Origin of the sequence: Leptothoe kymatousa TAU-MAC 1615, assembly GCF_018739865.1 — a bacterium.
GTDB classification, from domain to species: Bacteria; Cyanobacteriota; Cyanobacteriia; order Phormidesmidales; family Phormidesmidaceae; genus Leptothoe; species Leptothoe kymatousa.
This window is the reverse complement of sequence record NZ_JADOER010000009.1, coordinates 1-21,568: the sequence shown is the minus strand read 5'-3', so window position 1 is coordinate 21,568 and position 21,568 is coordinate 1. Positions and strand designations below refer to the sequence as shown.

The 21,568-nt window shown below is 49.4% G+C and carries 24 protein-coding genes and 1 pseudogene; 13 read left to right on the top strand and 12 right to left on the bottom strand.

The features are described from left to right. Positions 1-182 precede the first annotated feature (182 nt). Positions 183-596 carry a lipoprotein gene (locus tag IXB28_RS10020; protein ID WP_215618446.1) on the top strand — a complete coding sequence of 138 codons (414 nt, stop codon included), beginning with the start codon at positions 183-185 and terminating at the stop codon, positions 594-596. A 550-nt stretch (positions 597-1,146) separates the two neighbouring features. On the opposite strand, the gene IXB28_RS10015 is transcribed toward IXB28_RS10020, so the two are convergent. Together IXB28_RS10015 and IXB28_RS10010 are read right to left on the bottom strand one after the other, a co-directional pair. After that, positions 1,147-2,613 (bottom strand): SUMF1/EgtB/PvdO family nonheme iron enzyme, encoded by a 1,467-nt coding sequence (locus IXB28_RS10015; protein WP_215618445.1) that lies wholly within the window; start codon positions 2,611-2,613, stop codon positions 1,147-1,149. A 271-nt stretch (positions 2,614-2,884) separates the two neighbouring features. After that, on the bottom strand, positions 2,885-3,313 hold the full coding sequence (locus tag IXB28_RS10010; protein ID WP_215618444.1) for a thermonuclease family protein: 429 nt from the start codon (positions 3,311-3,313) through the stop codon (positions 2,885-2,887). A 65-nt stretch (positions 3,314-3,378) separates the two neighbouring features. On the opposite strand from IXB28_RS10010, the gene IXB28_RS16925 reads away from it, so the two are divergent. Genes IXB28_RS16925 through IXB28_RS09995 form a run of 3 tightly spaced genes read left to right on the top strand, consistent with a single transcriptional unit; the run spans position 3,379 to position 4,496 of the window. Then, positions 3,379-3,687: a hypothetical protein gene (locus IXB28_RS16925; RefSeq protein WP_326521003.1), complete on the top strand. Its 309-nt coding sequence runs from the start codon at positions 3,379-3,381 to the stop codon at positions 3,685-3,687. A 2-nt stretch (positions 3,688-3,689) separates the two neighbouring features. Then, positions 3,690-4,082 carry a hypothetical protein gene (locus IXB28_RS10000; protein ID WP_215618443.1) on the top strand — a complete coding sequence of 131 codons (393 nt, stop codon included), beginning with the start codon at positions 3,690-3,692 and terminating at the stop codon, positions 4,080-4,082. Positions 4,083-4,139: 57 nt separating this feature from the next. Further along, the gene (locus IXB28_RS09995; protein WP_215618442.1) at positions 4,140-4,496 is read left to right on the top strand and encodes a hypothetical protein; all 357 of its coding nucleotides are present in this window, start codon (positions 4,140-4,142) and stop codon (positions 4,494-4,496) included. On the opposite strand, the gene IXB28_RS09990 is transcribed toward IXB28_RS09995, so the two are convergent. Continuing rightward, entirely contained in the window at positions 4,477-4,734 is a 258-nt protein-coding gene (locus IXB28_RS09990) for a hypothetical protein (protein WP_215618441.1), read from the bottom strand. The genes IXB28_RS09995 and IXB28_RS09990 overlap by 20 nt on opposite strands. Before the next feature lie 288 nt (positions 4,735-5,022). Between IXB28_RS09990 and IXB28_RS09985 the strand changes: the two genes are divergently transcribed. Beyond that, entirely contained in the window at positions 5,023-5,592 is a 570-nt protein-coding gene (locus IXB28_RS09985) for a hypothetical protein (protein WP_215618440.1), read from the top strand. A gap of 797 nt (positions 5,593-6,389) precedes the next feature. Here the strand turns inward: IXB28_RS09985 and IXB28_RS09980 are convergent. Further along, positions 6,390-7,253: a DUF72 domain-containing protein gene (locus tag IXB28_RS09980; protein ID WP_215618439.1), complete on the bottom strand. Its 864-nt coding sequence runs from the start codon at positions 7,251-7,253 to the stop codon at positions 6,390-6,392. Positions 7,254-7,303: 50 nt separating this feature from the next. Continuing rightward, positions 7,304-7,615, bottom strand: a complete 312-nt coding sequence (gene grxC / locus IXB28_RS09975; protein WP_215618438.1) for a glutaredoxin 3 — start codon at positions 7,613-7,615, stop codon at positions 7,304-7,306. A 533-nt stretch (positions 7,616-8,148) separates the two neighbouring features. Here grxC and IXB28_RS09970 point away from each other — a divergent pair. After that, positions 8,149-9,000, top strand: a complete 852-nt coding sequence (locus IXB28_RS09970; RefSeq protein ID WP_215618437.1) for a lysophospholipid acyltransferase family protein — start codon at positions 8,149-8,151, stop codon at positions 8,998-9,000. Positions 9,001-9,012: 12 nt separating this feature from the next. Here IXB28_RS09970 and IXB28_RS09965 read toward each other — a convergent pair whose 3' ends face one another. Continuing rightward, entirely contained in the window at positions 9,013-10,002 is a 990-nt protein-coding gene (locus IXB28_RS09965) for a hypothetical protein (RefSeq protein WP_215618436.1), read from the bottom strand. A 314-nt stretch (positions 10,003-10,316) separates the two neighbouring features. Between IXB28_RS09965 and IXB28_RS09960 the strand changes: the two genes are divergently transcribed. The 3 genes and pseudogenes from IXB28_RS09960 (at position 10,317) to IXB28_RS09950 (ending at position 13,218) form a co-directional block, all read left to right on the top strand. Continuing rightward, entirely contained in the window at positions 10,317-11,771 is a 1,455-nt protein-coding gene (locus IXB28_RS09960; protein WP_215618435.1) for a protein kinase domain-containing protein, read from the top strand. Between the two features lie 61 nt (positions 11,772-11,832). Next, a pseudogene (locus tag IXB28_RS17060) lies at positions 11,833-12,402 on the top strand (sodium:solute symporter family transporter); the annotation flags it as partial. Between the two features lie 405 nt (positions 12,403-12,807). After that, positions 12,808-13,218, top strand: coding sequence for a hypothetical protein (locus tag IXB28_RS09950; protein ID WP_215618433.1), 411 nt, complete (start codon positions 12,808-12,810; stop codon positions 13,216-13,218). Between the two features lie 126 nt (positions 13,219-13,344). On the opposite strand, the gene IXB28_RS16595 is transcribed toward IXB28_RS09950, so the two are convergent. Then, complete coding sequence (locus IXB28_RS16595) at positions 13,345-14,442, bottom strand: formylglycine-generating enzyme family protein (protein ID WP_215618432.1); 1,098 nt, start codon at positions 14,440-14,442, stop codon at positions 13,345-13,347. 136 nt (positions 14,443-14,578) lie between these two features. Then, positions 14,579-16,306 (bottom strand): ABC transporter ATP-binding protein, encoded by a 1,728-nt coding sequence (locus IXB28_RS09940; protein ID WP_215618431.1) that lies wholly within the window; start codon positions 16,304-16,306, stop codon positions 14,579-14,581. A 97-nt stretch (positions 16,307-16,403) separates the two neighbouring features. On the opposite strand from IXB28_RS09940, the gene rdgB reads away from it, so the two are divergent. Then, entirely contained in the window at positions 16,404-16,982 is a 579-nt protein-coding gene (gene rdgB / locus IXB28_RS09935) for an RdgB/HAM1 family non-canonical purine NTP pyrophosphatase (protein WP_215618430.1), read from the top strand. Between the two features lie 237 nt (positions 16,983-17,219). Here rdgB and IXB28_RS09930 read toward each other — a convergent pair whose 3' ends face one another. After that, positions 17,220-17,345 (bottom strand): photosystem II protein Y, encoded by a 126-nt coding sequence (locus tag IXB28_RS09930; protein WP_215618429.1) that lies wholly within the window; start codon positions 17,343-17,345, stop codon positions 17,220-17,222. Positions 17,346-17,489: 144 nt separating this feature from the next. Here IXB28_RS09930 and IXB28_RS09925 point away from each other — a divergent pair, with 144 nt between their 5' ends. Both IXB28_RS09925 and IXB28_RS09920 read left to right on the top strand, forming a co-directional pair. Next, positions 17,490-17,747: a TIGR03643 family protein gene (locus tag IXB28_RS09925; RefSeq protein WP_215618428.1), complete on the top strand. Its 258-nt coding sequence runs from the start codon at positions 17,490-17,492 to the stop codon at positions 17,745-17,747. A 29-nt stretch (positions 17,748-17,776) separates the two neighbouring features. Continuing rightward, positions 17,777-18,523: an SDR family NAD(P)-dependent oxidoreductase gene (locus tag IXB28_RS09920; RefSeq protein ID WP_215618427.1), complete on the top strand. Its 747-nt coding sequence runs from the start codon at positions 17,777-17,779 to the stop codon at positions 18,521-18,523. Positions 18,524-18,598: 75 nt separating this feature from the next. Here IXB28_RS09920 and IXB28_RS09915 read toward each other — a convergent pair whose 3' ends face one another. The 3 genes from IXB28_RS09915 to IXB28_RS17055 all read right to left on the bottom strand — a co-directional run bounded on the left by IXB28_RS09915 (position 18,599) and on the right by IXB28_RS17055 (position 21,407). Further along, positions 18,599-19,465, bottom strand: coding sequence for an MBL fold metallo-hydrolase (locus IXB28_RS09915; RefSeq protein ID WP_215618426.1), 867 nt, complete (start codon positions 19,463-19,465; stop codon positions 18,599-18,601). 297 nt (positions 19,466-19,762) lie between these two features. Continuing rightward, a complete protein-coding gene (locus tag IXB28_RS16920; protein ID WP_215618425.1) occupies positions 19,763-20,905 on the bottom strand; it encodes a DUF58 domain-containing protein in 1,143 nt (380 codons plus the stop codon). Between the two features lie 79 nt (positions 20,906-20,984). Beyond that, a complete protein-coding gene (locus IXB28_RS17055) occupies positions 20,985-21,407 on the bottom strand; it encodes an AAA-like domain-containing protein (RefSeq protein WP_215618671.1) in 423 nt (140 codons plus the stop codon). A 65-nt stretch (positions 21,408-21,472) separates the two neighbouring features. Between IXB28_RS17055 and IXB28_RS17145 the strand changes: the two genes are divergently transcribed. Next, a partial coding sequence (locus tag IXB28_RS17145) for a transposase-like zinc-binding domain-containing protein (RefSeq protein ID WP_456085725.1) occupies positions 21,473-21,568 on the top strand: 96 nt, incomplete at its 3' end.

The following is a 21,568-nucleotide window of genomic DNA, read 5'->3' as shown; positions in this document are numbered from 1 at the left end:
CACTCTTCCTTCGTCAGGGCTGGCCTGGGCATAATTTGAACATTTTTCGTATGCCGCAATGGTACCGAACCCTGACGATTTCAGGTTCTTTTTTTTGCGATCGCATTTAGGCTAATGCGCCCCATCCTGAATCCGAAGGCTCTAAAAGAATAATTAGGTGCCTTTATTCCTGAAAAATCAGAATGAGAAATCTTGTAGTTGCTAGCTTGATTGTCCTAGCCGGTTGCGGTCAGAAGGTTCCGCTGCATTTGCAGTACTTGGAATCTCTGGCCGAAGGTGATGCGACCAAGGCAAGTGAATTATTCTGCGCTAAGTCGCCTGATAATCGGATTAATGAACTGCAGCAAGTGGTTGAATGGGAGTTGATCGAGGAAGGGGCTCAGGAGTTCGGCGGGACTACCTTGGCGACGGCCACATACTCGGTAACCAATCAGCTTGGCGATACGGCTCGATATATGATTTCAATGGCTGATGCTGCCGATATTGAAGGGCTCATCCAGTGGAACAACCGGGAATACGGTTATACAGATACCTATGACCCAGATGATTACCAGCAACGAGGAAAATGTCTTGCTGCCACAGTCGAAGTTGATTAATCGTTGGTTTCAGTGGTCAAGTGCTGGGTGAGGATCAATCACCGTACTTCCACGTCACCCATATCATCGGCGGAAACCCAATGATGATAGTGAACCAACGCCTACACGATACCAAGCTGAGAAAACGCTGTCTTACATGCGACTAGTTCGGTGTGCCACTTCGGATGACCTGACCCATGGATCGGGGTACCCCCGTATAGTCCAGCGTTGGACTAGTCATTTTTCTGGACTAATCGCCATAAGTATTGATATACATAGCTTTCAGTATATTTGCCTGATTGACTTGCTGCTCCTTCCGCAACTAATCCAAAATGGACCAATCACATCAAATGCACTGCCACACAAAGGATTCAGGCTGGACTAGGACGGACTGCTTTTAGTCCTGGACTAAATCGGGACTAATCAAGTGTGGCGGTAATTGTGACAGTTGCAGTTTTTGATTGTGAAGCGCCAAAGACTGCCTTGTGACAGTCTTAATTAGATACATTTAGTCTCAGTGTAATGTCTGATTCACCTTTGCAAAGGGCAAAAGAGCAAGAAGTGAAAAGAGCTACTGAAGAATCCTGGGCGCAGAACATACTACGCGAAAACCGAAGTAGCTGTCGCGGAAGTCGGGCGTAATGACGTAGCGAACGGCGGAGCGGCAAACCCACGGAGCGTTGATCCAGGAGCCACCGCGTATTGCGCGGGAGCTGTCATCCTCTCGATCTTCCCAAGCAGAACCATCATTTGGGGCGCCTTTATAGTTGCCATGCCAAGTGTCCTGACACCATTCCCATACATTGCCATGCATATCGTAAAGCCCCCATTGATTAGCAGGATAAGCTCCTACAAAACTTGTTTCACCTAGGCCGCCGCGATAGTTAGCTTGCTCTTTTTTTAATGTTTCACCAAAGGAGTAGGGCGTTGTTGTTCCGGCTCTGCAGGCATATTCCCATTCAGCTTCGCTCGGTAAACGGATCACCTCTCCTCTCTTTTGAGATGCTTGGCTACAAAACTGTATAGCATCATTCCAGGAAACGCTTTCTACAGGACGATCACCACCTTTGAAACGGCTAGGATTTTCACCGATCACTGCTCGGTATTGAGTCTGAGTAACTGGATACTTTCCCATCCAAAACTCAGGCACCTTTACCTGATGCTGTGGTTGTTCATTTTCATCCCTTTCTCCTTCAGGTGAGCCCATGAGAAACGTGCCACCAGGGATGTGAACAAGTTCAAGGATTACACCTTTGCCTAGGTTTATGCGCTTAGGTGATCTATTAGCTACCTCTTTAGGCTTTGTCTTTCTGACTGGCGCTTTCTGCGAAGGTGTAGCCAACTGATGGGGAGGCTCTTGTGATGCTGATGACTTATTGCTAACGACTTCACCTATCTGGTTACCTAAAACGGTTTCAGCAAATCCGCCTGCAAACTGTGCACCGCGCAGATCATACTTAGGTGCTGATTGATTCTTGACTCTATCTTCGAGTTCCTTTAGCCGTTTCAATACGTCCTCATAGCTCGAATCCTGGGATGCCCTAAAGGAGTCTGGCAGTTCAGAGCTATCCGCATCAGAAGGCGTCGAAACAGCAGTTGAGCTGCCTTGAATATCGGCAAAGCCATATTCAATATCTTTGACTAATTGATCAAACCCATCAGGCTCAAAAAGGTTAGCCCAATGGTAATCCCGCAAACTAATGCCAGATTCTTCCTGTCTGAGGTCTGGAATATCGCAATCATCCAAACGAAGCGGAATCAAGTAAATCTTGCCAGGGGGCTTATTAGCCATTTCCTGCAAAGCTATCCTAAATTCCCGCTGGACATAGCTTTGTTTTGCGATTGACTGCTTGGATAGACAGGCAATAAATACATCGCTGGTTCTGATCGCTTTAGGTATCTCAGCCCGCCAATTCTGACCGGCCCGTAAATCCAGCTTATCCAGCCAAGGGTGGAACCCTCGTGCCTTTAGACGTTGATACAAATCAATAACAGCAGTCTTATCTTCACTGGCATGGGCCAAAAAAATCCGAACCATCGATTACAATGGGACCAACAATTGAACAAACCTTGAAAGCGACGCTTCCCGCCAAGTTAGCGTCGCTTTCTGCGTATATACCTATTTAACCTGCTTAACCAATAACCGTCATGGTCAGAGTTCGATGCGGTCTGATCGACGACGGAAATAAGCCATTAACGTGATTCACATGAATTCACACCGCTCACACTATTCACGCCCACACAGTTGCAAAAATATTGACATATGTAACAGCGCACGGAATCACGCGGGCATAGGCCAATGCCTTTGATTACTGCTCTTTAGCTATATCTTCAGCCCTTGCTAAGACTTCCGGCTGCGGGCACTGGCCAACTTCCTGAGCATCAACTGAGGCCAGGCCATCTAGAATCATTTGCGAGTTCAGATGAATTTCTTCTTCTCCAGATTTGGTAATGAATACATCGGCTAAGGTCTGGCCACTGCGGTTCTTTTTGATGGGCACTACGATAACGGCACCATTCCCGATATCTACCAGCTCACGTAGATGGTCACGGGCCACCTGATCGCCTTCGGATACAGCCACACCACAGAGCTGAAGCGTGTTTTCTTTATGGCCATCGGTAACCGCCAAGGTTTTGCCGTCAGCAATGCTATCGGGGACTAGCCATAGGTGCTGGCTAACCTCCTTTCCCCCTGGTATTAGGCTATTCAGACCTGCATCAACCGCGTTAGCCGTCATAACAAACCTTACACTGTCCAAATTGTGGACTTGGTGCTGAGCGACATTATCTAAGTAGTCAGAACGTGACTCGAACTCAATGTAGTCACTGTGACTACCTAATGATCGTTAATCAAACGACGGGCAAAGTGCTAGAGGCATATCCAGGTAATCAAACGACGGGCAAAGTGCTAGGGGCATATCCAGGTAATCAATCTCCACTTGCATTGACCTTGCAAGTGAATGAAAAGTCTAGTTCAAATGACAAAATCGCTGCCGAGCTAGCAACCTTATGTAAAGCCTTAAATGCCTATCACATCGCGCATGGCGGCAATGGGCTCGAAGTCGAAGACTGGGAAACCCTAGTTGCTGTTCGTGAGCTGGTGGGTGTCTAGCCATGAACGAAGAGCGTTATCGCATCAGAATGCGCCAGTTGCCTGGCAGCCCTCCAGACCTATTAGAAAAGCTCAGGGAGTCCATTGAAGAGCTTTTTGAATGTGGGCTTTCCGGTGCTACAAACTATGTTCAGGGCAGGGGTGAGCAAGAGTCGGCCAAAGCAGCTGAGATCAAGGCTAAGGCGCTTGCTCAGCTAGGCTCCCTGCAGCTGGAACGGCAGAAGCTAATAGATGAGCGGGATAAAGCTATCGCCGAGCACCAAGAGTCTATGTATGAGCTGAGAACCCAAAGGCTCAAAGAAGTAGTTGATAGCCTAGTTCGCCTCAAGGAAATGGGGGTTGAAGTAAAGCTTGAGGTGGTTGCACAGGTTCTGATGCAAGCTGCTAGTGAGTAAAAGGCCTCCATAATTTGTGATTGCTATACTAGGCGGATTATTTAGCCCTAGTGAAATATGTCTACTAATAAATTTAAGGCAAGGGATTTTTTCAAAGACGTTGACCTTGGAGAACATTCGCCAGAGTCACTCACCACGGTAAAAAAAATAATCGCATATTCAAAAGCATCAGACTTGGAGTTATGCACAGAAATCAAACGACTAAAAAAAATTGAGGCTCAAGCACAGAAAGACCTTGAAAGTTTTCAACCTGTAGAAGGAACCTTAACTGCCCTTGCACTCGTAATGAGTCAAGATGATATGCACGCGCTTGGTGGGCTAAAAAGAATTAATTCTGAAGTGATTAAAGAGCTAGTAAGCCGGTGTAATGTTCAGGAAAAAACTACTGAGAAGTCTAACGACAGCCAAGGCTAACCCCCTGCCGCCCATACACTCCATGCCGCACCCGCTCAGCAGCCGTCCAAGGCCAGGTAATCACAGCTAACCAACCTGCTTCCCCCTCACCCGCATAACCACCACAGCCACCAGCAGCACTAGAGCCAGTCCCCCTAACCCAATCAGGTTTTCCCTGTTCTTTGCCTTCGCCGCACTCGCAGCAGCGTCGGACACGATTTCTTGGATTCGGCTTGGTTAATGCTTTGGGGACGGTCATGCGTGTTCCTGTGGCTGGCTACAGGGTCCCCATAATTCGCTTTGTTAAAGTCTGAGGTTAAGAGAATACGACTAAATCCGTAAAATTTAGAGTAGATATGTATACCATCAGTATCAATCAAATATTTTTACCAGAATTATGAGTAGACCTAGTAATTCTCGTCCTTCTATGCGGCCTGTGCCTCGTTCCATGATGAGAAAGACCAGACCTCCTGGGCCCCCTTTAATAGGCATCTTGCTAATTATTCTAATTTTAAGCCTAATAATTTGGTATGTCTTCTTTTAAGTCATGAAGCCCTTATGGCGCGCAAGCAGTTTTACGATACAAGCCTTATTTCTTTTTGCACTGCTGTTATTATTATATTCCCCTTTCAAAGCTGGCATCATATCCTTTCAAAAAATATCTGCCAATAAGGACCTTATTGATGCCATATCAAGTATTTTAGGGATACTTGGTATTTTTATAGGTGGAACTTTAGCTTACATACGTTTCTTTAAGGGCCGCATATTAAGCCCAAAAGTTGATTTAGAAATTCAATCGGGTGTTCTACTCCAAAAGAGATCCAAATCTCATTGGATAGAAATATCAATTACCAACAGAGGCAATGTAACACTTTGGAATTATCAAATATTTATCTATTTAAGGCCCCATCCATTGGGCAATCGAATTGAATATTCTGATTGTGTTATTCCATCTAGCCATGAGCACGGCGAAAAGCTGGTTGATGTTGGAGAAACCGCTTTTGAGCATGCTGTAATTGAAGTTCAAGAAGTTTATTCAGTATTTACTTTTGAGGTAATCGTAGTGGATTCTAGTAATACTATTTGGCGTCGTTGCCTTACGGTATCTAACTCATAACATAAGGTTGATGCAGTTGATTTTTGTGTATGGCAAGGGCTTGCATTACACCTAACTCCATGAAGCTCAACGACACCCCAACCTACAACGACGAAGGAATGTCCTGGTAGTCCGTATCACCCCAAAGCAGTCAAACTCACCCCTGAACAGCAGCTTGCATTGCTCGATTGGCATTCGCTGTTTACTGGCCGGTGCCCCAACTGTGAGATGCTAATCCGTCAGGCAAAACCAGCGCGGGTCCATTGAGATTGTGGGGAATGTGGGTGGGTGGATGATTCGGTTTGATGGGACCGATAAAACCTTTCCCTTCCTATGAATGGATGTTGAGCATGTTGACTGACTGTTGACCAATTGTTGAGTAGTTAGTCAACACCTTAAAACCCTTATATATCAATGGATAGTTAGCATTATTTGATTGATTGTTGAGTTATTGACTACTTTTTCACTTTTCTAAACGGGCTGAATTTAAGCCAAAGCTAAGCCAACCATTCAGTAGACTTGCTGGAGCCATTGAAATTGAAGGGATTTGGCGATTTGCTTCGTTTCGTTTCAAGGAACCTCGGGGGAGTTAGCGCTCCCCTATTTTATTGGAATGAAAAAAGGGTTCTAAAAAAACACGGTCCAGGCTAGCTCAATTAGCCGAGTGCCCGTCAAGTTCTAGCTCGATGGCAGGAGCGAGTGTAGAAGCCAGCATAGTTTGAAGTAGTCAAAGCCATCGTTCTCTTCTTGGGTTGTCATGGTGCAGACCCATAAAGTTTTTTTGCGGGAGGCTGTTGGTCAAAATCTTCTATGGCGGGTCAGAATAGACCCAGTTGTTGCGGTGGGGCTTCAATTGACGCCCAGGGCAGTGGAGGTACAGCAATGCCTGTTTTTTCTAGCTGTTCTTGAAAATAGCGAGCAATGGCAGGAGACTTTGCCTCCTGGGGACAGTGGACAAAAAAGTAAACAGCGAGACCTTGCGCCAGCCATTGGCCCACATGGTCTACCCACTCGGCTAAGAAATCACGATTGCGGTCCAAGTCGGGATGGCTAATGTAGCGCACGAGCACAAAGGGGGCCGTTGCTGTGGGCAATAGGGGCACCCGAGGCTTTTTGCGCTCTGAGCGTAGCTGTGGGTCGTCTGCTGGATTGCTCCAGGTATAAATCGGCCGCGTATCCAGCAACACGCGCCCCACCCCAAACTGGGTCAACAAAGCATCCAGTCGTTCTGCTTGGGGTGGCTTAAACCAATCTAGGTGGCGCACTTCCACCGCTAAGGGCGTTGTTCCATGGGGCCAGCGAGTGACAAACTGCTGCAAATCTAGAAATGCGGCTGGGCTATATTTGGGTGGCAGTTGGGCAAAAATTGGCCCCAGTTTTGGCCCGAGGCCCTGCATTAATTCAATAAAGTCCAATGCACTGCGCCATTGCGGCATCAGTGCCCCGGCATGGGTAATGGTTCGCGGTAGCTTGGGGCAAAACCGAAAGGTGTCGGGGGTATTTTCGGCCCAGCGCTGCACGATTTCTGGTGAGGGAATGGAGTAAAAGGTGGTGTTGCCCTCGACGCAGGTCATGCGTTCACCGTAGAGCCTTAGAAAATCTGTGGCGCGACTGCCTTTGGGATAAAAATCACCTAGCCATTCTTTGTAGGCCCATACGGCGCAGCCAATGCGAAAATCCATCAACCTGTTGATTCCCAAACGTTAAATTCCCATGGTGGGTATGGGCCACCCTACGATGCTACTTGGGTTAACAATGGGTCGAGCTGGCCTTTGCTATCGAGGGCATAGAGATCGTCACATCCGCCCACATGGCTATCGTTGATAAAAATCTGGGGCACGCTGCGTCGCTGGCTAGACCGTTCTGCCATGGTGGCGCGGGCGGCTTCGTCCCCATCTATTTTGTATTCGGTAAAGCTAGCCCCTTTCCACCACAGCAGCAATTTGGCCCGGATGCAGTAAGGGCAAGTTTGCCACGTGTAGATTTCTATATTTGCCTTAACAGCGTCAGGATCACGGCCTAGCAAACGGTTAAGAAATTCCATGGGATTGGCAGTAGCGCTTAGGGGGGCAGTGCCGGCTTCACAGGGCCGACCTTTATATGGTAGTTCTTTTCATAGAGAAATTTAGTCTACCTGGGCTACCAGATCGCACTTCGCACCAGATCGGTACAGAAAATATTCGTCCAGGGATATGAACTTAAACACGTCTAAGGCATGATCATCGTCACAACTTAGAGCGAACTTTATTGGCACAATTAGATCATTAAGGAATAACGCTTACTGCGGCTCCTACTTCGGTGGGGGCCCTTTTTGTATCTGTAGCTATTTGCAGCGCTATAAAGCATTTCAATATTCACAAGAATTGCAGGGGGTCAGGACGTTTTCTGGCGGATGTGTTGATCCGTACAGTTCGGCCTATAAAATCGAGTGGCTTTGCCAAGCAAAGCCACTCGATTTTATAGGGGCCATGTTTTGTGGGGGCACCCTTGCGGGAGGATAGTCCTGGGCCTTGTATCCTGTCTCTTGGGATGGGGCACTTTGGGGCCTCGCGTAGTTAGTAACGGTGAAAGGAATTTATGCCCGCTAGCACCCACAGCGTTGAGGTAGCTTTGGCCCAGCGTGATCCAACGGTGATTGCGTCGCTAATGCCTAAGTGGGAATGGTTTTATGAGCATTATTTTCGGGCGCGAACCGATGGTTGGCACCGGGTGCCTGATCAGGCGCTGTTTGTGGCGTCTCACAATGGCGGTTTGGCCGCGCCGGATCTGGTCATGCTCATGGTGGATTGGTTTCGGCGATTTGGGTATGACCGACCCATGTATGGGTTGATGCATGCCAAAATTTGGCAGGTGAATCCGCAGTTGGCTCGTTTGGCGGGGCAGTGTGGGGCAGTGCCAGCCAAACCTAAGTTTGCGATCGCAGCCCTCCAGCGCGGTGCCGATGTGCTCGTATTTCCCGGTGGTGCCCAAGATGTTTTCCGACCCCACCGCCAGCGCCACCAAATTCAGCTCCAGGGCCGGACCGGATTTATTAAGCTAGCGCTGCGCGAAAACGTACCCATTGTCCCCGTTGTTTCCCTGGGTGCCCATGACACATTTATCGTCCTAGAAAACTGCTACGAACAGGCCCAATGGCTAAACCAGCAAGGTCTGCTCCCATGGATATGGGGGATTGATCCAGAAGTATTTCCCATATATCTAGGCTTGCCCTGGGGTTTGGCGATCGGACCTATTCCCCATCTGCCGTGGCCTTGCCCCATTCATACTCGAGTGTGTGCGCCCATCATCTTTGAGCGCTCCGGTCGGAGCGCCGCCCAGGATAGCCACTATGTTCAACAATGCTATGACCAAGTAGTCACCCACATGCAAACAAACTTAGATCAGCTGTTGGTGGAGACTAAACCAAACAAGTCTTGGCCGTTTGGCTAAAGTGCATGAGTATCACTGGCACGTGCTGGGGGGCAGAGAACCACCGGCATTAATTCTAGAAAAATCGTTCAGTTCTAGGGTGGCGCTGCCGTAGTAACGTTGGCCATCATCCCCTTGGGGACGACGCACCTGTAAGAATGTGGCCGGCCCCCAAAACGCAACATCGGTTTCCAGGTCGTTGACCATGCCATCGGCTGGGTAAGCTTGCCCAGTGATCGTATTGCCACTCACACGCCCGGTGACGCAGATCGAATCTCCATCGATATAGCTATAGTTACCAATGACGGCGTTTCCTTGCTTACTAAAAACGAAGAGAACACCACCACGGTTGAGTAACTCTTGGTCCGAATACGCTCGCTCATCCGCAGGACCCGAGACATAGCGATAGTTGCCATCTGCTAAGCCTGCAATGGTGCTGTAAAAAGTTGTTGGGGCCGCATCCGCCTGGCTGGTGGGGCTGCCAGTGGGTATGGGGCCACCTACAATAGGGCCACCTAAATTGGGTAGCTCTTCTCGAGTCGTATTGCCCCCGAGATCTGGCAGTTCGGCAGCGGCTGTAGAACGCGGCGGCACTGGCGGGGCCGCTACCGCGGAAGCTCGACAAACCAAAGTATTGTTCACGGGACCAAACCCCTCTGGATCATTGAAGCCAACCAGCTCCTGATAGTACTGGTCTGTGTTTAGAAGGAGCTGACGGGCCTCATCAATCGACGTATTGGGAAAAATCAAGGCGCGTTTGTTGGTTAGTACGGCTTCCACCGGACCTGGCACAAAGGATCCTAGCTGCTCGTAGCTGACTTCCGTTGTGCCGCCAGTTTCGGTCATGGTGATAAACGTGCGCATGCCGAGGGGATTGGCCGCACCGGTACTAGGGTCATAGCTACAGACAATCGTGGGGCTAGGTTGTGCCCATAGGGGCTGGTAAGTGGCACCATGGCTAACCATGGCAGCTAACGTAGCGACCAATGTAAGGGGAAATACCCGTCTGTAGCGACCAACCATAAATAATCACCTGTGACACTATCCAAATAGTCAGGTTATGTCGAACATGTTATGTTCCTAAAAGCCTTGATAGAAAAGGCTTTCCTGACCCGTAAGCGATAAATAGCTATTGCTTGCCATATCAGCTTAAACCGTGGATACCCCTAAACGCGACGGGACGACAGAAAATTTGGCCATCTTTTAGAGACAAGTAGACGAATTTAAAAGAATGCTATGGGTTGCGCTGATGGAGCCAAGATTCAGTAGAGAATGGGGTGTTGTCGTCTGCAGTATTCTTCACTGCCCCTAGTTATTGGCGAATAGACACACTATCCATGCAGCTAGCGAATCGCTTTGAAATTCTAAAGACTTTGGACAAGGGTGGTTATGGCATTACCTATCGCGCCCTTGACCATCATCATCCCCAGCGGGTGGAATGTGTCATTAAGGAGCTGATACACACCAGCCCTAAAATTTTAGACATGTTTCGCCGAGAGGCAAGGGTCTTAAAGACGATTGGCCGACATTCGCATATCCCTAAGCTGCTAGCGTATTTTGACCAGGGCAACAAATTTTACATTGCCCAAGAACTGATCCAGGGGCATGATCTGCGCCAAGAAATTCGACCAGGAAAACAGTTAGATGAGAGCTACGTCATCAAGTTGTTGAAGGATGTTCTGCAGGTTTTAGCGTTTGTGCATCAAAATGGTGTGATTCATCGGGATATTAAGCCTGGAAATTTGATTCGGCAGCATAGCAATGGCGATATTTTTTTGATTGATTTTGGTGTAGTTAAGGAGCTGAGCCATAGCCAGTTAGATCCCCAAGGACGCATGACAACTACTGTAAAAGTTGGGACAGCTGGCTATATGGCCCCTGAACAAGCACGGGGAAAACCCTGTTATGCCAGCGATCTCTACTCGGTGGGGATATTAGCCATTGCGGCCCTGGCGGATGTTGTTCCTGAAAAGCTGCCGGTTCATCCGCTGACGAAGCAAGTGCACTGGTCAGACAACAGCATTAGTCCAGCGCTAGCAACATTTATTAAACGGCTGATCGATGTGCGGCCCGAACAGCGCTACCCTAATGCCTCAGAGGCGTTGGCTGGCTTGACTAAAACGGTAAATGCCATGGAGGTAGGCCATGATAGCGAGCTACCTACCCACGTGGCGGCGAAAGCTAATGTGCCAGTTGATTCTGCCCCTGTTACTAAACCGATTACGCTGATTCCACCCAAGCTAATTCTGAAAGTGTTAGGCAGCGTGACCGTGGTCTTACTAATGTTGGGATTTGGGGTAAAGGGCTATCAGTGGACAGCGTATACCCTCAGTCGTCGGTGGGATGCCATTAAGCCCCAGCCTAAAACCTATGGGGAAGCGAATCCTGATGCCTTAGTCAATCTGTTAGATGACGGTAGCATTCAGGTTCAGCCGGAGGTGGTAGAACCCTTTTGGCGTATGGTAGCGGCTGCTCGCAATGAGGGGGTTGAGTTGTTCCCCGTGGCTGGCTTTATGACATTGTCCGAGCAGCGTCAGCGATTGCGCGAGCGAGCGGCAGACAATATTGATATTCGTCAGTGGTTGCAACAAAGTGACTATCACAGTGGGTATGCCGTTGCGATTGGAGATAAAAACGCTGATGAGAGTACTGATGGGGATATTAGTTTTGAAAGAACCGATGGCTATCGTTGGCTAAAGAGATATGCCAAAAACTATGGCTTTGCGCTGTCCTACCCCCAGGGGAACCCAGCCGGAGAGCAAGAACCCTGGCATTGGCAGTATTCCGAGTAATCCGTCGGCAAGACTTCCGTAAACTTACGGAGATCTTGCCGTTTTAATCGATTGACCGAGAATCATTATGCTTTCCACCCCCGAGGTGCCGAAGTGAGCACCTTGGGTTATTGCCTTGGTGGCGGCGGGTGGTTTAGCTGCTGCTCTCTAGACCTCATCGGGACTGCTGTTGGTGATTTCCAGTTCCATTGCCTACGATGTGTGCTGTCGTCCGATCAACCCAGATGCTTCTGAAAAGAAACGGGTGTTTGTGGGGCGTGTGATGGTAGGTCTGACCCTGGTAATTGCCGGTTCTTTGGGCTGAACTCCTCTGGATTTGTGGGGCAGTTGGTGGCCTTTGCCTTGGGTCTGGCGGCGGCGAGTTTCTTCCCAGCTATTATCCTGGGCATCTTTGACAAGTGGACCAATCGTGAAGGTGATAGCGTAAAGATGCTGTGGGGTTAATTTTCACCTTGTTCTATATTATCGGTGTGAAAATCTTCGGCATGCCCACCTAGTTCTTCAATATCTTCGCTGAAGGGATTGGCACTATTGGTATACTGTTGAACCTGGTCATCACATTGGTGTTTCTCGTTTGACGCCACCATCGCCGCAACATATCCAAGAAATGGTGGAAGATTTGCGATCTCCCGAAGAGATTGTTGATAGAGACGAGTCTGTTATGGTTGTTGGGCTTAGATTGTTTTCTTCAAAACATTTGGTTTCTAGAAGAACTTTTCTGGAAATCAAATGTTTTATATTTGGAGTGAGCATAGAGATAAATAACCTCCCGTGGGCTAGCTATGCTTATAGAGTCGTTGAATACTGCTAAAGTCTAGTAACTGGAAAAAAATAGCCCGATTTGATTGTGTAATGCCATGAGGATTCGAGGTTAGATGCTTTGCTGGCTATAGTTTTTAGGGGTTATTGAGGAATGTGTATACACATTTTAATTTTGTCAGAATGTTCTAACAAAAAGACTTGACGGAATTATTTTGCCTCCAGATAATTTTCTTGGTAAAGTTCACAGTCTAATTCTCGTTAGAGGAGCATAGCTATGGCAACTTATCAGGATGAGCTTCTCGGAGCTCCACTTTCTTTAAATAGTGGCAAGGATTATATTCTTCAATTTCCAGAGACAGGAGTAATTGATATTTATCAAGAGACCTTGGTAGGTGGAGTCGATTATGTCGTTAGTGCATTAGGAGCCTCGAATGGAGGTAGTTTGCCTGATCCTGCTGTCGTAATATTCGATGGCTCAGGGCAACTCGTCTCATATCAGCAGGGCAGTTTTGTCTTGGGTGGTTTAGATCCTTTCTTTACTTTCCGTCCCCCAGGTCTTGGTATTGGTCAGACAGGAACATTTTATGTTGGTGTGTTCGATCAAACTGGTTCAACTGGTTCTTATACCCTTGCGGTAGAAGGTGCTGGGCCTCCCGTCTTTTTTGGAGGACTCTCTTTCCCTTGATAGTCTGTGGCTGACTTTGCTCTGTAAAATGCATTAGCGATTTTTTGAAGTCAAATGATGAGATTGATAACGCTGTAGAGATATATCAATCTCATCAAGCGAAGTACGATACTACCCTCGTTCTCATCAAATTATTGGTTCGCATACAACTCGAAAACCTGAGGCGTTGCTCAGGCCAATCTGGGTGTTTTTGTCGCGCGCAGCCGAACGACAGTAGGGGGTATCGTTAAACCATGAGCCACCGCGCATCATTTTTGTCGCCTGTGCTTGTCCCGAAATCCAAGGGGCAACACTTTTGGGAGCATTTTTGTAGTTCTCATGGTAATCATCGGCGCACCACTCAAACACATTGCCGTGCATGTTGTATAGGCCAAATCCGTTGGGCCAAAAACTATCCACAGCTACGGGCGTATTCCTGTAGTTCTCTTCGTAATTTTCAGTGAAGCTAAAGTCAGCAAAAAAATTGGCGATTTCTGTTGTGAGTGTTTCGCCAAAACAGAACGGTGTTGTTGTGCTGGCTCGGCAGGCATATTCCCATTCAGCTTCGCTGGGTAGCCGATAGGTGCGTCCGGACATCTCGCTGAGCTTTTTGCAAAAGGCATCGGCATCTTGCCAGGTCACTTGTTCCACGGGTAGATTAGCTCCATCCTTACCTTGGTCGTCGGTAAAATAGGATGGGTTGCTGCCCATGATGATTTCGTACTGCCGTTGGGTGATGGTAAAGGCTCCCAGGTAGAAACTGGGGACCTGAATCTTACGCTGGGGACCCTCTTGATCATCATGGTGGGGTTCACTGGCAGGGGAGCCCATCATAAATTCACCGGCTGGAATTTTGATCATTCTCAGCGGTAATAGCTTCCTCAACGGATTTCGTAATACAGGCTCATCAAAATAGCTGGCTTGCATCGATTTTTTGCCAACGATTTGCCCATAGGCGTCCACCTGGACGGTTTGAAACCGTGATGTCTTTAAGGGCTTGCCGGTGGGTGCGACAAAGTTCCCAGGGGTGCTCCGACAGCCCAAGCTAACAACCGTGCTGGCGGTGGATAATCCGATTAACTTCAGAGCTTGCCTGCGTGAATAGTTGCGTTTTGGACCTTGTCCGGTCCAGAGTGCCCGATTTTGGCATATGCCATTTTTTAGCAGATACGCTGTCTCCGTACTGCCGAGTGGTGTGATGCTTTTGTAGCGCCTGCCTTGCATGACTTCCTTAGTTAAGGACACTCTCTCAGTAATCCAATACCAGATATTTCGCTACAGTTGCTAGCCATACTGAACCAGCTCTGAAAAAACTATCAAATCCCAACGTATTCATAAAGTTTTGAAAAGATGTTTCCTGATAACAGATGATTCTCTGACGTCATCCTTGAAACTGCTTTGTGTAAAAGCTTGCATAGCGCCCCGATTGTTCCAGTAGCTGGGTATGGGTGCCGGATTCGATAATGCGGCCTTTTTCCATTACCAGAATGCGATCGCATCGTCTGACGGTGGCCAGGCGGTGAGCAATCACAAACACAGTGCGTCCCTGCATTAGGCGCTCCAGTGCTTCTTGAACTAATGCTTCTGACTCCGCATCAAGCGCAGATGTTGCTTCATCGAGGATAAGAATTTTGGGGTCAAACAAAACAGCACGTGCGATCGCAATGCGCTGCCGTTGGCCCCCCGATAGATTGACGCCCCGTTCTCCGACCCACGTGTGGTATCCCTGGGAAAACTGGCTAATAAAGCCATGGGCATTGGCTACCTTGGCGGCGGCTTCCACCTCTCCCAAGTTAAAATTTCGTTGGCCGAAGGCAATATTTTCGCCAATGGTGCCGGAAAACAGGACATTTTCTTGGGGCACAATGCCAATCTGACGCCGCAGGCTATGGAGCGTGACCTGCTGAATATTGTGCCCATCAATTAAAATTTCGCCCGTGGTCACGTCATAAAAACGGGGTAACAGATTGACCAATGTCGTTTTACCCGCCCCCGATAGCCCAACTAGGGCAATGGTTTCGCCAGGCTGTGCCCTTAAGGAAACCGCTTGCAGGACGGGCTGGTCGGCTTCGTAGGCAAAACTAACATCGCGATATTCCACCTGGCCGCTGACCGCTGGCAACGGTTGCGCATTGGGCCGATCTTTGACAGCCGGTTGTAAGCGCAATAGCTCCAGCACGCGGTCGATGGATGCTTCCCCCTGCTTAAACTCATTAAAGTTTTGGATCACATGGTTCACCGGATCGATCAGCAGCAGGGCGTTGATCACATAGGTGCCAAAGCCTTCGCGGGCTAAATTCCCGACGCTAATTTGCCAGGTGCCCACCAGCAGCAAAATCACGATCATGCCGGCATAGAGAAACCCCACCACCGGAAACTGCACGGCCTGGAGCCAGGCCACTGAATAGCGGGCGTCCCGGTTTTTGGCAGAGGCTTGGGAAAAGCGGTCTACTTCGTAGGTTTCTGCCGCAAACGCTTGCACCAGACGAATACCGCCAAATACTTCTGCCACCTGGGAGGATAAATCGGCCACTTTATCCTGGCTGCTGCGGGCGGCGTTGAGCATTTTTTCGCCAAACCAGCCCGAGAGCACCGCCAGCAGTGGAATTAAAATCAAGGCCGTTGCTGTGAGCTGCCAGTTGAGGTAGATCATGTAGCCAAACACGACCACCAGCTGTAGCGCTGAGGGGACAAAATCGTGGAAGAGCTTATAAATCACCTCGCCGATGCGGTCCACATCTTCTGTCAGCCGATAGGCTAAGTCCCCTGTTTTAGTTTGTTCAAAGTAGGTCAAACTCAGGGTTTGGAGATGGCCATAGACTCGCGTGCGCAGCTGATGGGCCACCCGAAATGCCGCCTTGGCCATTAGGGAATCTTGCCCATATTGGGCGGCTTTTTGGATCAGCAAACCGATTAAGGTGAGGGCGGCCACTTTGCCAAAGGCGGCCACTTGTCCCTGGACTAGGGTGGAAATGGCTAAACCGCCTAACTTGGCCAGGATGGGCCAGTAAATAGTAAAAACTAAAGTACACAGAAAAGCAGGAATGAGAATCGTCTGCTGGCGGCGGATATAGGGCAGCAGTTGCCAGTAGTTAGGGCGATTATCCAAGGTGATATGAACAGTAGGCGTCTCCTGGATTACGCTATCAGGTTTTTATCCCAGGGTCCCATGGTTAAATGTGGACGCTGAGACTCTTTTTTGCGCTATGCCGACTGTCATTGTTGCTACGGGTAATCCTGGCAAGCTGAAGGAAATGCAGGTTTATCTAACTCCCCTGGGTTGGGAGTTGCAGCTGAAGCCCAAAGAGATCGATGTGGATGAGACTGGGACGACGTTTATTGAAAATGCCCGGTTGAAGGCCCGGGAAGTTGCGATCGCAACCGGTCAGTGGGCCATTGCCGACGATTCCGGCCTCCAGGTCGATGCCTTAAACGGCGCACCGGGGCTATACTCTGCGCGCTACGGCAAAGATGACCAAGACCGCATCAACCGTGTACTGAGGGAGCTCAAGGATACGGAAAACCGCAGCGCTCAATTTGTCTGCGCCCTAGCCTTGGCTAGCCCGGATGGTGCCATTGCCTTAGAAACGGAAGGCATCTGTGCTGGCAAAATTTTGACTGGGCCTAAGGGCAGCCATGGGTTTGGCTATGATCCAATTTTTTATGTACCTAGCCAGGGCAAAACCTTTGCCGAAATGAGTGATGCCCAAAAAGAAACCCACAGCCATCGTGGGATTGCCTTTGCCCAAATTATGGAACGACTCCAAACACTCACCTTGGCTTGACTGCGATCGCTTTTACCCTCAGCTTGATCAAGCTGAGGGACTGGCAAAACGCTCAAACCCTGTGAGGCCAAGCCTACACAAGGGACGTTTGTCAGTCCCTCAGCCGATAAAGTTTCACGGCTAAAGGCCTGAGCCTGGCGTGGCCAGACCAGCATCAAAGCTCAACAAAAAAGCTGCCTCCCTTGCAGAAGGCAACTTATATGAGTAATTCGATAACTTTTCGTTACAAGCTGTAACTTACTCGCCGTCGCTTAGCCAATCTTGAATTTGGCCTAGGGCAGCTTGGAAGATATTGAACCCAGCCCAGCCCGCAGCTAGGGCAATGGGAGCAAGAACAGCGACAACACGGAAATCAATGTCCATTACCGAACCTCCTGCGGAGAAAAACGTTTTAATAAATACTTAGACATAATATTCTCATAAACCACGTCCAAGGGAAATAATAGTTTTTCGGTTCGAGAAACTTCTAGCCTGGATGTGGCAACCGTTAAATATCAGAGGTTTGCTGTGAAACTGCCCGAGCTGGATTCCGATAATATCAACCGTGTGCTTGAAATGGCATGGGAAGATCGCACGCCATTTGAGGCGATTGAACTGCAATATGGCCTCCAAGAAAAGCAGGTGATTGCCCTGATGCGTCGGGAGATGAAGCAGTCTAGTTTCAAAATGTGGCGGAAGCGAGTGACCGGTCGCAACACCAAGCATCTAAAGCGTCGCAGCTTTGAAGGTGGTCGCTTTCGTTCTCAAAATCAAAAGGGTTCTTAGCCCCATCGTTTTTTCCCACGTTGTCTACTATGCATAACCGCCCGATTGCGGCTATTACCGGCGCTTCCAGTGGCATTGGTATGGCCATTGCGGCTCAGCTTGCTGCCCAGGGCTATAACCTGGCCCTATGTGCCCGCCGCCGCCAGCGTCTAGCCGAATTGGCTGATACCCTGGCGCTGCAATATGAAATTGAAGTACTTACCCAATCTGTTGATTTACGCCAGGAAGCTCAAATTTTGAGCTGGTTTGATGCGATCGCAGAGCGTTTTCAAGGCTTAGATGTGCTGGTGAATAATGCTGGTTTGGGCTACCAACAACCGCTCACCCGGGGGGATACCGAAAAATGGCGAGAAACCCTGGATGTTAATGTCATTGCCCTGTGCATTTGCACCCGTGAAGCGGTCAAACTGATGCGGCAATGGGGGGATGACCAGGGCCATATCCTCCATATTGGCTCCATGTCTGGCCATCGTGTGCCCAGTAGCGGCATGTATTCTGCCTCGAAGTTTGCGGTGCGTGCCCTGACGGAGGGCCTGCGCAAAGAACTGCGGGCCGATGGCAGCGCCATTCGTATTTCTTCCGTTAGTCCAGGGTTTGTGGAAACTGAGTTTGCGGCCAAATATTCGGGCAGTGAGGAGAAAGCCCAGCAGGTGTACGAGCAGTTTCCGGTCCTACAGCCCCAAGATATTGCCAATGCCGTAGGCTATGCCCTAGGCCAGCCCGCTCATGTGCAGGTCCACGATATTTTGCTGCGCCCCACCCAGCAAAGCAGTTGATGGATGGGCCCACCCAGCAGAGCAGTTGATGGCCCCCAGGGCAGTGCCCTGCTGGGGGAATGGGCCGACAGACCACTAGGCTTTTTCCATCCAGGCAATACAGGTTTGCATCTCCTGGGCCATGGCTGCGCTATGCAACCGCCGACCGTGGCCCGGTAGGACCCACTCAAAGTCGTAATCAGCCAATCGTTTCATGGACTGAATCTGTTCGGTCCATGAATACCAGCAGTAGCGCCGGAACCCATGGAGATGCCCTAGATAGCTCGACCAGGCAAGGTGATCGCCCGTAAATAAAAACCGATTTTTGTAGAGCATGACCGTATGGCCTTTGCTATGGCCCGGCACTGGAATGATGGTGATGTCTGGGGCGAGGGGGTAAGGGGATGGCCCTGTGGGTTGGATTTCAACGGATTGGGTGTCTGGGGTGATGTCGTCTTGGTGCAGGATGCGATCGCAGCCAAAATGCTGCTGAAACTTAGCATGATCCGCCACATCGTCTCGGTGGGTCAGGTACAAATATTTCACCCCGCCCATGGTTTCCAGTTGCTTTACGAGGGGCGCCGCAAACCTGGGCGAATCAATCAAAATATTCCCACCCGGCCGCTGAATAAAATAGCTTGTAGCCCCATAGGATTTTTCTGAATGATAGCCACAATGGAAAACATTGTCCTCAATTGGTGCGGGCAGCTGCCTGTGGGCTTGCTGAATGTCGTCGGGCCGTGCCACCGTGCCAATGGATGCGGTGGGGCAAGACAATAGGGCTGTTAAGGCCTGGAGCCGTTGCTCAGCTGTGGTTGGTTGGGTATGCACCGCAGACATCTCTCCAGCACGACTAAAAATCGCTGGTGCCATCCAACGACACGTATCACAGTCAATACAGCTAGTGTCCACAAACAGATCGCCGTCAATATTTTCAGGGCGACGGGTTTTAAGCTGGGCCATGGCTACACCTGATTGCTTACCTTACTATTCGTCTCGTTAGGTTGTTTTTTGTACTACCTCTTATTTTGCCTTAGCTTAAATCTTGCACCTGGTGATGAAGCACGGCCCACCTTGGACTAAAAGTGCCAAGGCTAATCGAATGAAAACCCACTAAAAGGGGTTAGAGGATCTCTGAAAGCTCTATATTTAGAGCTTTTAATCCAATCTTGCCCCTTTAGTGGACAGCCCTCAATTAGCGTTGGATTTTGAATCCAATGTGGGTTTAAGGCTCAAAACCGACTTGGTGCAAGATCTGAGTTAGGTCACATTCTGGAGCTGACGCTGTAAATCATCGACCGGATTAATCACCAGGCGACGGTGCTTGGTGGTCGTATTATCGCCACTGGAATGGGCTGCCGTTTGGGGGGAGAACACAATTTCTGCACTATGGTGGGGCAACGGTTGATTGGGCTGGGCTGTTAGCCACACTAGGGGTGGGGCCGGTAGCTTGTGGTTGCCCGTGGTATCGGCCTGAATGCCCGCGAGGGTGGTTAATACTCTGATTTTTTCTTGGATTAATCCGGTTTGAGAACTCCAAAACTGGGTGGCCAGCCCCTGTTTTTGGCCATAGTCGTACAGTGATGCTGCGGCAATAACAGCGCTTTCAAAATTGTTGAGATCCCAGGTGTGGGATGTATCTAGGGCAATAATTAAACTTTGGTGGCTGGTGAGCACTTCTAATTCGCGTACCCTGAGTTCTCCATAGCGGGCACTGGTGCGCCAGTGGATGAGTCGGGTGGGATCCCCCCAACGATAGGGGCGCAGTGCTCGGGTAAGCCCTTCGGTGCCAGTGGCATTAATGGGTTCTTTTTGTAGCTGTTGTCTACCGGCCTCATCGCCTAAGGTGTCCATCACTGGACAGCGGGTCAGGGGTAAAATTTGTGGATAGACAATGGCTTTTGCTTTGGCCGCCTGAATTCGGCTACACCAAAATAAGCCGAGGGGAGCGGCTGTGCGCAGGCGTATCTCTGGCCAGCTGTAAATGCCGCGGCTCTCCGTCGGGATTTCGTAGCGCCAGGTGTGATGGGATTTGGCCGGGAGTGTTGCGATCGCATGCTTCTGAGTTTTGCCTAACGCCCTCGGCACCAAGTCTTGCACCTGTAGCAAACTCTTAGGGCGCTCCGTGGTATTTTCAACGTCGACCACCATCGACAGCGCTTCCCCTGCTGATACCGGGCGTGGTGGTTTGCGACTCAAGGATATGCCTGCCAAACCCCGCTGGGGCAAAATCGATGATACTGACAGCAGGGCAATGTTGACACCACCAATCACGTATAGCCAGCCCGCCATGGTGTTTGTTGCCGCCCCAATAAAACAAAGGGTAATGCCTAGCAACACCCAACCGCTGTAGGCGGGGGTTACCCAGTTATTTTCTAGCCAGTGAGAAATACGTTTATTCACTTACCGTTTAGCAGATGCATCATGCCAGTAGCGCTTCCGTTCTAGCATATTCGTTCCCCACTGTCGGGGTGCGCATGCATTAGCCTTCCCCATAGGCATACTGGGTACAGAAGTAATTGGCGAAAAGGTTACATGCTGGTTGGGGGTGATGCCCCGCTAGCCTGACCAAACCCATGCTTTGCAACTGGTCTAGTGCGGTGCGGCTATGCGAGAGTTGGTTTGAGACAACCTGGCTAAATACTTTGGCTAGACGCGGTACTTGTTGCAATCGGCGTAATTGTTGTTGTAGATAAGATGCAAAAATGCCGCATACAAGTGGGGCATCTAGCACTTCTCCTATGGATGTTTCTCCACTCCAAATATGGTGAACTGCAAGATGCACAAGATAAGGTTTGCCACCCACCAAATTGCAGAGCTCAGTGGCTTCGATCCGTGACCATTCGAGGCCATAGTTTAAGGCCAATATTTGTACCTGCTCGGGCGTAAATGGAGGTAATACAATTTGGTAGTCCTAAAGACGTAAGGATAGGGTAGTGTATAGCCATAACATCATGCATCGTCTTTATCATGTCATCCCCTCTGCCAAATTGCCCTGATTGTGACTCTGCTAGGGTCGTTAAGAACGGCATGATTCATAACGGCAAGCAGAATCATCGATGCAAG

What these genes read in the sequence shown, in the direction of transcription:
- IXB28_RS10020 (WP_215618446.1), top strand. Translation starts at nt 183, where the DNA reads ATGAGAAATCTTGTAGTTGCTAGCTTGATTGTCCTAGCCGGTTGCGGT.
- IXB28_RS10015 (WP_215618445.1), bottom strand. Translation starts at nt 2,613, where the DNA reads ATGGTTCGGATTTTTTTGGCCCATGCCAGTGAAGATAAGACTGCTGTT.
- IXB28_RS10010 (WP_215618444.1), bottom strand. Translation starts at nt 3,313, where the DNA reads ATGACGGCTAACGCGGTTGATGCAGGTCTGAATAGCCTAATACCAGGG.
- IXB28_RS10000 (WP_215618443.1), top strand. Translation starts at nt 3,690, where the DNA reads ATGAACGAAGAGCGTTATCGCATCAGAATGCGCCAGTTGCCTGGCAGC.
- IXB28_RS09995 (WP_215618442.1), top strand. Translation starts at nt 4,140, where the DNA reads ATGTCTACTAATAAATTTAAGGCAAGGGATTTTTTCAAAGACGTTGAC.
- IXB28_RS09990 (WP_215618441.1), bottom strand. Translation starts at nt 4,734, where the DNA reads ATGACCGTCCCCAAAGCATTAACCAAGCCGAATCCAAGAAATCGTGTC.
- IXB28_RS09985 (WP_215618440.1), top strand. Translation starts at nt 5,023, where the DNA reads ATGAAGCCCTTATGGCGCGCAAGCAGTTTTACGATACAAGCCTTATTT.
- IXB28_RS09980 (WP_215618439.1), bottom strand. Translation starts at nt 7,253, where the DNA reads ATGGATTTTCGCATTGGCTGCGCCGTATGGGCCTACAAAGAATGGCTA.
- grxC (WP_215618438.1), bottom strand. Translation starts at nt 7,615, where the DNA reads ATGGAATTTCTTAACCGTTTGCTAGGCCGTGATCCTGACGCTGTTAAG.
- IXB28_RS09970 (WP_215618437.1), top strand. Translation starts at nt 8,149, where the DNA reads ATGCCCGCTAGCACCCACAGCGTTGAGGTAGCTTTGGCCCAGCGTGAT.
- IXB28_RS09965 (WP_215618436.1), bottom strand. Translation starts at nt 10,002, where the DNA reads ATGGTTGGTCGCTACAGACGGGTATTTCCCCTTACATTGGTCGCTACG.
- IXB28_RS09960 (WP_215618435.1), top strand. Translation starts at nt 10,317, where the DNA reads ATGCAGCTAGCGAATCGCTTTGAAATTCTAAAGACTTTGGACAAGGGT.
- IXB28_RS09950 (WP_215618433.1), top strand. Translation starts at nt 12,808, where the DNA reads ATGGCAACTTATCAGGATGAGCTTCTCGGAGCTCCACTTTCTTTAAAT.
- rdgB (WP_215618430.1), top strand. Translation starts at nt 16,404, where the DNA reads ATGCCGACTGTCATTGTTGCTACGGGTAATCCTGGCAAGCTGAAGGAA.
- IXB28_RS09930 (WP_215618429.1), bottom strand. Translation starts at nt 17,345, where the DNA reads ATGGACATTGATTTCCGTGTTGTCGCTGTTCTTGCTCCCATTGCCCTA.
- IXB28_RS09920 (WP_215618427.1), top strand. Translation starts at nt 17,777, where the DNA reads ATGCATAACCGCCCGATTGCGGCTATTACCGGCGCTTCCAGTGGCATT.
- IXB28_RS09915 (WP_215618426.1), bottom strand. Translation starts at nt 19,465, where the DNA reads ATGGCCCAGCTTAAAACCCGTCGCCCTGAAAATATTGACGGCGATCTG.